This window comes from Bacteroides sp. MSK.20.82 (assembly GCF_019052485.1).
GTDB classification, from domain to species: Bacteria; Bacteroidota; Bacteroidia; order Bacteroidales; family Bacteroidaceae; genus Bacteroides; species Bacteroides thetaiotaomicron.
The window spans coordinates 1-10,156 of the sequence record NZ_JAHQUN010000085.1 but is presented as its reverse complement, the minus strand read 5'-3'; the positions used below and the strand labels follow the sequence as shown (position 1 = coordinate 10,156).

The window sequence follows — 10,156 nt, the reverse complement described above, 5'->3', positions numbered from 1 at the left end:
CTTTTATTCATTTTAGTTGATACTTATAGTAGTCAACCAAATCCAGGGTAAGACAACTACTGTTGATTTGATTGACTTAACCGCATGTTCCAATCACATTGAACGCATCAGCTACTTCAATAGTACTGCTCTCTCTGAAAACATTAAATCATATATCAGTCAATAATACATAAATTATCAGTCCTTAATACTTGATTTCTCAATTATTAATATCTGAGAAATCAAACGTTAACAGTTGAGATATCAGATATTAACATCCTGTAAATCAAAGAATAACACAGTAAAAACGGTATTTATCAGGACGATGCAGAGTGAGAGCAAGTCCTTGCTCTCACTCTGCTACCACTGGATCTCTAACAGCTAAAACATCGATGAATAAAGGGATACAGACGAACTGTTAGAGCATGAGAGCAAAAGCACTATCTTTTTCACTGGGGGAGAGTAAGCAAAAGAAACGCACGATACCGGCTTTGAGGCGTCACCGGTACTAACGGCAAATATCCGGCACACACCCGATTATTCTCTACGGACAAAGGGAACGAAGCCGACATCTGCCGATGTTCCTCCAAAGCCTGACCGGCTAAAGGATAATAATCAATCCGAAAAGCTCCTTCCGCATCCGCAGCCAAATAACGATCCGTCAAGAGCCATGCCACCACCCCCATATTCATTCGCAGATTAATTTCGACACAAGGATGAATCCGGTAAACAGGCGCTTCATCCGGAAAATGACAAATCATCATATCCACTCCCAAGTATCCATGATAAAAGCCACCGAACAAAGCTGACAATTCTTCTTCCAAACGAGTCCGCAGCCTGATAAATTCTTCTTGTGGCACATAAGCCGATAGTTTCTGCAGAATCTTCTCGTCAGACAGCAAGTCATTCCCTGCATACATCCCACTCCCACCCGTGTGGAAGACCGAATATCCGGCAAAAACAACCCTTCCTCTCCCGTCAGCATAAAACTCCATAGCGAAATCTTCCACCTTATTATATATAGGTTCGCCTACCACCCCACCCTGAGAAGCAGCGACACGGGCACACCAACCGGAAATAAAAGTAGTAAATATGCCTTTACACCAATTCAATCCTTTCCCGCTTCCGGAAAGCGGAGCTTTTAACAAGCACGCTTCCCGCCCTTCGACGAACGCACTGCACTCCGCCAAAGTACTCAAATAAAAAGATTCTCCACAGAAGTATTCATTCAACCGCAACCCAGGCAACAACTTTACCGCCTGCAGACGATGCGAATGCTCTCTCAGAATATTCATATAATCCGCAGAAGGCAGCTCCGTCTGATCTGCCCCCAATGTCATCAAACGCTTCCGCAAAGCAGGGTCCCACCCCCACGGAGAGAACTTCCGGTCTTTACCGTCAGCCACTTCCGGTTCCGTCAACAAGGCCACATCCATGCCCAAAAGTTCACTCTTTGTTTTCAGGAAGTCCGCATTATAAGCAGACGGTGCAAGCACCGCACTTCCCGCTTCGGCATACCACATAGGAAGCAACGCCAGGTCACTCGCCATCTGTCGGGCGGAAGCCGGCGCCATATAGTTCGTCTCACCGCTTGCCAACGCCATATCATGCTCCGGATTGAATATATAAACAGGTCTTTTCGTCATGTCAAAGATGGATTCAACACATTATTCTGCAAATATATACAGGAAATAATCAGGAACTTACACAATAAAGAGAAACTTATAAATTAAAGCACATTTTTGCTATCTCTACTTTGCAAATCCTAAAAAAAGCACTATATTTGCCAGCCGAAAAACAAAGAAACGAAATGGAATCATTCTATCGCACACACGCCTACCTCGTTGAGCACACCAATGCCCCCGTTCGCCGCGATCTTATGGACGAGATCGACTGGAGTGACCGTCTGATTGGTATCAAAGGGACACGTGGCGTAGGAAAAACCACTTTCCTCCTGCAGTACGCCAAAGAGAAATTCGGCACCGACCGTTCCTGTCTGTTCATCAATATGAACAACTTTTATTTCTCCGGTCACAGCCTTGTTGACTTCGCCAACGAGTTTCAGAAACGTGGCGGAAAAGTACTGCTGATCGACCAGGTGTTCAAACATCCCGAATGGAGCAAAGAGCTACGAATGTGCTATGACCGTTTCCCCAGCCTGAAGATTGTCTTCACCGGTTCTTCCGTCATGCGACTCAAAGAGGAAAACCTCGAATTGCGTGACATTGCGAAAAGTTATAACCTGCGCGGATTCTCTTTCCGTGAATTTCTGAACCTGCAGACAGGAATGAAATTCCGGGCATACAGCCTCGAAGAAATCCTCAGTACACATGAACAGATAGCCAAAGGAGTACTTTCCAAAGTACGACCGCTGGATTATTTTCAGGATTACCTGCATCATGGTTTCTACCCTTTCTTCCTTGAAAAACGTAATTTCTCGGAGAATCTGCTGAAAACAATGAACATGATGGTAGAAGTGGATATCTTGCTGATCAAACAAATTGAGCTGAAATATCTTTCAAAGATAAAAAAATTACTATATTTGTTGGCTGTGGACGGACCGAAAGCTCCGAACGTGAGCCAACTGGCAAGTGACGTACAGACATCCCGCGCTACGGTAATGAACTATATCAAGTATCTGGCAGACGCGCGTCTGATTAATCTGGTTTACCCGAAAGGAGAAGAATTCCCAAAGAAACCGTCAAAGATTATGATGCACAACTCTAACCTGATGTACTCCATTTATCCGGTGAAAGTGGAAGAACAGGATGTACTCGACACGTTCTTCGTTAACACTTTATGGAAAGACCATAAGGTACATAAAGGAGATAAAAACGTCTCTTTCATGGTAGACGAAGTGATGCCGTTCAAAATTTGTGCGGAAGGTACAAAAATAAAGAATAACCCGGACGTGACGTATGCGTTGCAAAAGGCTGAGATAGGCCGCGGCAACCAAATACCTCTTTGGATGTTCGGATTCTTATACTAAAAAGATTTATTTACTTAAATATTTAATTTAGTTATGACTAAACAGAAGAAATTCATCACATGTGATGGTAACCAAGCTGCAGCACATATCTCGTATATGTTCTCTGAAGTAGCAGCTATCTACCCCATCACTCCTTCTTCGACTATGGCTGAGTACGTAGACGAATGGGCTGCCGCAGGACGTAAGAACATCTTCGGCGAAACAGTATTGGTACAGGAAATGCAATCTGAAGGTGGTGCTGCCGGTGCAGTTCACGGTTCTCTTCAGGCTGGTGCATTGACTACTACTTACACTGCTTCTCAGGGTCTTCTTTTGATGATCCCTAACATGTACAAGATTGCCGGTGAATTCTTGCCTTGTGTATTCCACGTTTCTGCTCGTACACTGGCTTCTCACGCATTGTGTATCTTCGGTGACCATCAGGACGTAATGTCAGCTCGTCAAACCGGCTTCGCTATGTTGGCAGAAGGTTCTGTACAGGAAGTTATGGATTTGGCAGGTGTTGCTCATCTGGCTACTATCAAATCACGCGTTCCGTTCATGAACTTCTTCGATGGTTTCCGTACTTCTCACGAAATCCAGAAGATCGAAATGTTGGAAAACGACGACCTCGCTCCGCTGATCGACCAGGAAGCTTTGGCTGAATTCCGTGCCCGTGCACTGAATCCGATGAAGCCGGTTGCCCGTGGTATGGCTGAAAACCCCGACCACTTCTTCCAACATCGTGAATCATGCAATAACTACTATGAAGCAGTTCCTGCTATCGTAGAAGAATACATGAACGAAATTTCCAAGATCACAGGCCGCAAATACGGTTTGTTCGATTACTACGGTGCAGAAGATGCAGAACGCGTAATTATCGCAATGGGTTCTGTAACTGAAGCTGCCCGCGAAGCTATCGACCACTTGGTAGCAAACGGCGAAAAAGTAGGTATGGTTGCCGTACACTTGTATCGTCCGTTCTCTGCTAAACACTTCCTGGCTGCTGTACCCAAGACTGCAAAGAGCATCGCAGTGCTTGACCGTACAAAAGAACCGGGTGCTAACGGCGAACCTCTTTACCTTGACGTTAAAGACTGCTTCTATGGCGCAGAAAATGCTCCTGTTATCGTTGGCGGTCGCTACGGTCTGGGTTCAAAAGATACCACTCCGGCACAGATCATCTCTGTATTCGAAAACTTGGCTATGCCAATGCCGAAGAACCACTTCACTATCGGTATCGTAGACGACGTTACGTTCACTTCTCTTCCTCAGAAAGAAGAAATCGCTCTGGGCGGTGAAGGTATGTTCGAAGCTAAATTCTACGGTCTGGGTGCTGACGGTACAGTAGGTGCCAACAAGAACTCTGTTAAGATTATCGGTGACAACACCGACAAACACTGTCAGGCTTACTTCTCTTACGACTCCAAGAAGTCGGGTGGTTTCACTTGTTCTCACCTGCGTTTCGGTGATACTCCGATCCGTTCTACTTACTTGGTAAATACTCCGAACTTCGTTGCTTGTCACGTTCAGGCTTACCTGCACATGTACGATGTAACACGTGGTTTGCGTAAGAACGGTTCTTTCTTGCTGAACACCATCTGGGAAGGCGAAGAACTGGCTAAGAACCTGCCTAACAAGGTGAAGAAATACTTTGCACAGAACAACATCTCTGTATACTATATCAACGCAACTCAGATTGCAATGGAAATTGGTCTGGGCAACCGTACCAATACAATCCTTCAGTCTGCATTCTTCCGTATCACAGGCGTTATTCCTGTAGATCAAGCTGTTGAACAGATGAAGAAATTCATCGTTAAGTCTTACGGCAAGAAGGGTGAAGACGTTGTTAACAAGAACTACGCTGCTGTAGACCGCGGTGGTGAATACAAGACTCTGACTGTCGATCCTGCTTGGGCTAACCTGCCGGATGATGCAAAAGCAGAAAACAATGATCCTGCTTTCATCAACGAAGTAGTTCGTCCGATCAATGCACAGGACGGTGACTTGCTGCCGGTATCTGCATTCAAGGGTATCGAAGACGGTACTTGGTATCAAGGTACTTCCAAATACGAAAAACGTGGTGTAGCTGCATTCGTTCCCGAATGGAATGCTGAAAACTGTATTCAGTGTAACAAGTGTGCTTACGTTTGTCCTCACGCTTCTATCCGTCCGTTCGTACTCGATGCTGAAGAGCAGAAGGGTGCTAAGTTCGAGCAACTGAAAGCTGTAGGTAAAGCATTCGATGGTATGACATTCCGTATTCAGGTAGACGTTCTCGACTGTCTGGGTTGCGGTAACTGTGCCGACATCTGTCCGGGTAATCCGAAGAAGGGTGGCAAGGCATTGACCATGAAACACCTTGAAAGCCAGTTGGCCGAAGCTGATAACTGGACTTACTGCGCTGAAAACGTGAAGAGCAAACAACACCTGGTAGACATCAAGGCTAACGTGAAGAACTCTCAGTTCGCAACTCCGTTGTTTGAGTTCTCAGGCGCTTGCTCCGGTTGTGGTGAAACTCCGTACGTGAAACTGATTTCTCAGTTGTTCGGTGACCGTGAAATGGTTGCTAACGCTACAGGATGTTCTTCTATCTACTCAGGTTCAGTTCCTTCTACTCCGTACACTATGAACGAAAAGGGTCACGGTCCTGCATGGGCTAACTCCTTGTTCGAAGACTTCTGTGAATTTGGTCTGGGTATGGAACTGGCTAACGAAAAAATGCGTGCCCGTCTGGTGAAAGTAATGAACGAAGCTATCGCTTCTGATTGCTGCCCAGCTGAATACAAAGAAGTATTCGCTGAATGGATCAACAATATGCTGGATGCAGAAAAGACTAAGGAACTGGCTGAAAAGATCATTCCGATGGTAGAAGCTGCTAAAGATAAATGCAACCACTGCAAGCAAATCGCTGATCTGCAACAATATCTTGTTAAACGTAGCCAATGGATCATCGGTGGTGACGGTGCTTCTTACGATATCGGTTACGGTGGTCTTGACCATGTAATCGCTTCCGGTAAGGACGTTAACATCCTTGTATTGGATACTGAGGTTTACTCTAACACAGGTGGTCAGTCTTCTAAAGCTACTCCGGTAGGCGCTATCGCTAAGTTTGCTGCTGCAGGTAAGCGTGTACGTAAGAAAGACCTCGGTCTGATGGCTACTACTTACGGTTATGTATATGTTGCTCAGATTGCTATGGGTGCTGACCAGGCTCAGACTCTGAAAGCCATCCGCGAAGCTGAAGCATATCCGGGACCATCACTGATCATCGCTTACGCTCCATGTATCAACCACGGTCTGAAAGCCGGTATGGGTAAGAGCCAGGAAGAAGAAGAAAAGGCTGTTAAGTGCGGTTACTGGCACTTGTGGCGTTACAACCCTGCTTTGGAAGAAGAAGGCAAGAATCCGTTCCAGCTGGATAGCAAAGAACCTAACTGGGAAGACTTCCAAGGTTTCTTGAAGGGTGAAGTTCGTTACGCTTCTGTAATGAAACAATACCCTGCTGAAGCTGAAGAACTGTTTAAAGCTGCTGAAGAAAACGCTAAATGGCGTTACAACAGCTACAAACGTCTTGCCAGAGAAAACTGGGGAGCTGATACAGCTGAATAATAAGTAGAAATACTTTGTACATAATAAAAGGCAGGAATCCTGGAAACAGATTCCTGCCTTTTTTGTTTATATATTAGAAGTAACGATTACTTCTCACGAAGATATTCATTAAAACTCTAAAGATATGATCGGATTTGTTATTTGGATTGTCGGTTTGATACTGACTTTCAGAGCTGCCATAGAGATTTGGAATATAAATGCGGCTGTAGAGAAAAGGCTTATAGCGATTGTATTAATCGTTCTTACCAGCTGGCTGGGACTACTTTTCTACTACTTCTATGGTAAAGAAAGAATGGCGGGATGGTTGAAGTAGTGTTTGCTTATCAATCTTTCTTAGGAATCCAACTGTTTACCAGTTCCTGATGTTCTTCCATCCATTGACGGGCAGCCTGTCTTTCCGTCGTCTGCGCCTCTTCCAGAGCAGTCATTAAAGAGCTGATTTCCGCATCAGTCAGACGAATATTGCCCAGAAGTTCGGCAGCAAAAGGATCTTTCTCGCTAAAACCTTTCCACGCTATGGTATGAATGGTTTCCGCATTTCCATATATCAGCTTCGGGTCCTGAAGAACTTTCAGTTTGAAACGGTCGAACATCCAGTGAGGCGTCCATCCCGTCACGACAATCCAGTCTTTCTTATCAATCGCTTTCTTTAGGGAAGCAGTCATGGCAGGTCCGCTCGAAGTCATCAGTTTATAATCCAATCCATAGTCTTTGATGGCCTGATCGGTAGCTTTCATAATACCGGCTCCGGCATCAATACCGACAATCTGACCGGAGAAACGTTCCTTTTCCGCGTTCAGTTCTTCGATCGAGTTGATCGTAACGTAATCCGGAACCACCAGCCCGATACGGGCACCATCATAAATATCCCCGATAACTTCGAGTTTATCCCCGTATTGTTTCATATAATCTTCCATAGTGACAGGCATCCAGACATCCATAAATACGTCTGCTTTCTTACGGGAGATAGAGGTAAATATAGGTGCAAGGTCGGCATTCAGCAACTTTACATCGTATCCCTGATCTTCAAAAATCGCTTTGGCAAGGTTTGTCATGGCAATCCCTTCCGACCAGTTGGCATAAGCGATACTTATCTTCTTACTCTTTCCGTTGTCTCCGCAGGAAACGAAGGTTAAGAGTATGCCGGCAATAAACATTGCCGCAATCATTTTTATCTTATTCATTGATTATTCCTTTCTTTGGTGTGATTCTTATTTCTTTTTACTTTTTCTGTTATCTGCCATGCCCTGAGTGATGCGGTCCAGCACGATCGCCAATATCACGACTGCGATACCGCCTTCAAATCCGAGTCCGATTTTCATTTGGGTGATACCTTTCAGCACGATTTCTCCCAATCCTCCGGCAGAAATCATGGCGGCAATCACTACCATCGAAAGTGACATCATGATCGTCTGGTTGATTCCCGTCAGAATAGTAGGCAACGCCAAAGGCAATTGTACCTTATAAAGAAGCTGCCAGGGAGTAGCTCCAAAAGAGCGGGAGGCTTCTACTACGTTTTTAGGAACCTGACGAATGCCCAGGCCGGTCAGACGAACCACAGGAGGCATTGCAAAGATGATGGTGGCAAAAGCTCCCGGCACAGTTCCCAATCCGAAGAATAGAACGGCAGGAATCAGATAGACAAAGGCAGGCATTGTCTGCATAAAGTCGAGGACAGGGCGCATTATCTTGTTACAACGATCACTGTTGGCAGTCCAGATTCCCAGCGGAACGCCTAAAAGCAATGCCAGACAAGTGGAAGAAAGTACTAACGCCAATGTCTGCATCGTTTCTTCCCAAAAGCCCATGCCGTAAATAAGCAATAAGCCCAAGAGGGTAAATACGGCTGTCCCCTTACCCGACTTAAACCAGGCGAGCGCAGCCAGCACTGCAATTGTGATATAAAAAGGTATTCCAAACAGTACGTGCTGAAAACCGTCTATGAATCCTCCGATCCCCATGCTGAGAGCATCAAAAAAGGAAGCAAAATGTTCTGTGAGCCAATTAATGGCAGTTTCTATATATTGTCCGATATTTATCATAATTCTATTGCGTTTTGAATGATTTCATTAATTTCTTCTTTATCTTTTCCCGTTACTTCGATGATCAATGAGGAAAGTGGCACTACGCCTTCAAACTCCCGATTCTCATTTACGACCCAGATTGGCGAGTTCGTTTTTGTCATCAACGGAAGAATATCTTCCAGCACCGTATCACCCAGCACTGAATGAACTTCATGCCTTACTACGGACTCGATGGAGCGGATTTGCTCTTTTCGTAGTTTCAGCAAGTCATTCAACCGCACCTCTCCTACTAACAGATTATTGGAATCGACTACCGGAAGAACGGTCAGATTCCGTTCGCGCATCTTACGGATCAGCACCTCCGGGCCTTCTTTCTTCAAACGTGCCACTATGGGTTTATCTACCATAACAGAGGAAGCTGTTATAATCTTGCTTCGATCTACATTCTCCACAAATCGTTCTACATAAGCGTTGGCAGGTTCGGTCAGGATTTCTTCCGATGTACCGATTTGTACAATTTCTCCATCCTTCATGATAGCAATCCGGTCACCCAATTTAATCGCTTCACTCAGGTCGTGAGTAATAAAGACAATCGTTTTTTTCATCTTCGACTGCAAAGTCAGCAGTTCATCCTGCATCTGCACACGGATCAAAGGATCGAGTGCCGAGAAGGCCTCATCCATCAACAGGACTTCGGGATTATTGGCCAAAGCCCGCGCCAGCCCGACACGCTGCTGCATCCCACCCGACAGTTCACTTACCATCTGATTCTCGTAGCCTTTCAGCCCCACCAGTTGCATACTTTCCATCGCTTTCTTCTCCCGTTCTTCCTTTTTAACTCCCTGTAGTTCGAGTCCGAAAGCTATATTATGCAAGACAGAACGGTGAGGAAGCAGACCGAAGTTCTGAAAGACCATAGCCAGTTCTTTCCGGCGAATCTGCAACAGTTCTTTATCCGACACTTTGGCTATGTCTGTTCCATTGATAATCACTTCTCCGGAAGTAGGGCGTATCAAACGGTTGATGCAGCGGAGTAAAGTGGACTTTCCACTACCGGACAACCCCATAATGACGAATATTTCGCCTTCATTAATGGAAAGATTCGCATCTTTCACCGCAACCGTACATCCGGTCGCTTTCAATATTTCACTTTTAGTTTTACCTTCTTTCAACATCTTCAAAGCCTTCTGCTTCTCATTGCCAAAAACCAGATAGAGATCTTTAATTTCTATTTTACTCATACAATAAAATGGTTTAGGTTATTAAAATAATATACACAGCAAGACAAGAACAAACGATAACAGGAATCTTTCTTTATATCGTATAAAGTTCTGATTTAAATACGGGACAAATAACAATGAATCCCGAAATAATTAATAAAATGATTATTGACAGACTGAGTAATTAAAAAAGGAATAGAATTTGATAAGATAATCCTTTCAACGAATAGCAAAAAAATAGCATTTTTATGTATAAAAACAGTCTGTTCCAGTATCTTGCTGGCACAAAGATAGCAAGAACTCGCAAAAAAACGGCAAAATTTGGATAAATAAAGTAAGTGTTTGGTATTGAG

At 44.6% G+C, this 10,156-nt stretch carries 7 protein-coding genes; 3 read left to right on the top strand and 4 right to left on the bottom strand.

The genetic code is table 11. The features are described from left to right. Positions 1–428 precede the first annotated feature (428 nt). A complete protein-coding gene (locus tag KTR07_RS27100) occupies positions 429–1,625 on the bottom strand; it encodes a hypothetical protein (RefSeq protein WP_113748298.1) in 1,197 nt (398 codons plus the stop codon). A 164-nt stretch (positions 1,626–1,789) separates the two neighbouring features. On the opposite strand from KTR07_RS27100, the gene KTR07_RS27095 reads away from it, so the two are divergent. The 3 genes from KTR07_RS27095 (at position 1,790) to KTR07_RS27085 (ending at position 6,872) form a co-directional block, all read left to right on the top strand. Beyond that, on the top strand, positions 1,790–2,968 hold the full coding sequence (locus KTR07_RS27095) for an ATP-binding protein (protein WP_008763300.1): 1,179 nt from the start codon (positions 1,790–1,792) through the stop codon (positions 2,966–2,968). Between the two features lie 33 nt (positions 2,969–3,001). Next, entirely contained in the window at positions 3,002–6,559 is a 3,558-nt protein-coding gene (nifJ, locus tag KTR07_RS27090; protein WP_008767789.1) for a pyruvate:ferredoxin (flavodoxin) oxidoreductase, read from the top strand. A gap of 124 nt (positions 6,560–6,683) precedes the next feature. Continuing rightward, positions 6,684–6,872 carry a hypothetical protein gene (locus tag KTR07_RS27085; RefSeq protein WP_055229586.1) on the top strand — a complete coding sequence of 63 codons (189 nt, stop codon included), beginning with the start codon at positions 6,684–6,686 and terminating at the stop codon, positions 6,870–6,872. A gap of 10 nt (positions 6,873–6,882) precedes the next feature. Here KTR07_RS27085 and KTR07_RS27080 read toward each other — a convergent pair whose 3' ends face one another. From KTR07_RS27080 to KTR07_RS27070, 3 genes are read right to left on the bottom strand one after another with little or no spacing between them, the layout of a single operon-like run. Next, entirely contained in the window at positions 6,883–7,743 is an 861-nt protein-coding gene (locus KTR07_RS27080; protein WP_181981982.1) for a glycine betaine ABC transporter substrate-binding protein, read from the bottom strand. Positions 7,744–7,770: 27 nt separating this feature from the next. Then, positions 7,771–8,601: a proline/glycine betaine ABC transporter permease gene (locus KTR07_RS27075; protein WP_008763296.1), complete on the bottom strand. Its 831-nt coding sequence runs from the start codon at positions 8,599–8,601 to the stop codon at positions 7,771–7,773. Continuing rightward, complete coding sequence (locus KTR07_RS27070; RefSeq protein WP_117981690.1) at positions 8,598–9,824, bottom strand: glycine betaine/L-proline ABC transporter ATP-binding protein; 1,227 nt, start codon at positions 9,822–9,824, stop codon at positions 8,598–8,600. Before KTR07_RS27070 ends, KTR07_RS27075 begins: the two co-directional genes overlap by 4 nt. Positions 9,825–10,156: the final 332 nt, after the last annotated feature.

Coding starts and splice junctions, on each gene's coding strand:
- KTR07_RS27100 (WP_113748298.1), bottom strand. CDS start 1,625: ATGACGAAAAGACCTGTTTATATATTCAATCCGGAGCATGATATGGCG.
- KTR07_RS27095 (WP_008763300.1), top strand. CDS start 1,790: ATGGAATCATTCTATCGCACACACGCCTACCTCGTTGAGCACACCAAT.
- nifJ (WP_008767789.1), top strand. CDS start 3,002: ATGACTAAACAGAAGAAATTCATCACATGTGATGGTAACCAAGCTGCA.
- KTR07_RS27085 (WP_055229586.1), top strand. CDS start 6,684: ATGATCGGATTTGTTATTTGGATTGTCGGTTTGATACTGACTTTCAGA.
- KTR07_RS27080 (WP_181981982.1), bottom strand. CDS start 7,743: ATGAATAAGATAAAAATGATTGCGGCAATGTTTATTGCCGGCATACTC.
- KTR07_RS27075 (WP_008763296.1), bottom strand. CDS start 8,601: ATGATAAATATCGGACAATATATAGAAACTGCCATTAATTGGCTCACA.
- KTR07_RS27070 (WP_117981690.1), bottom strand. CDS start 9,824: ATGAGTAAAATAGAAATTAAAGATCTCTATCTGGTTTTTGGCAATGAG.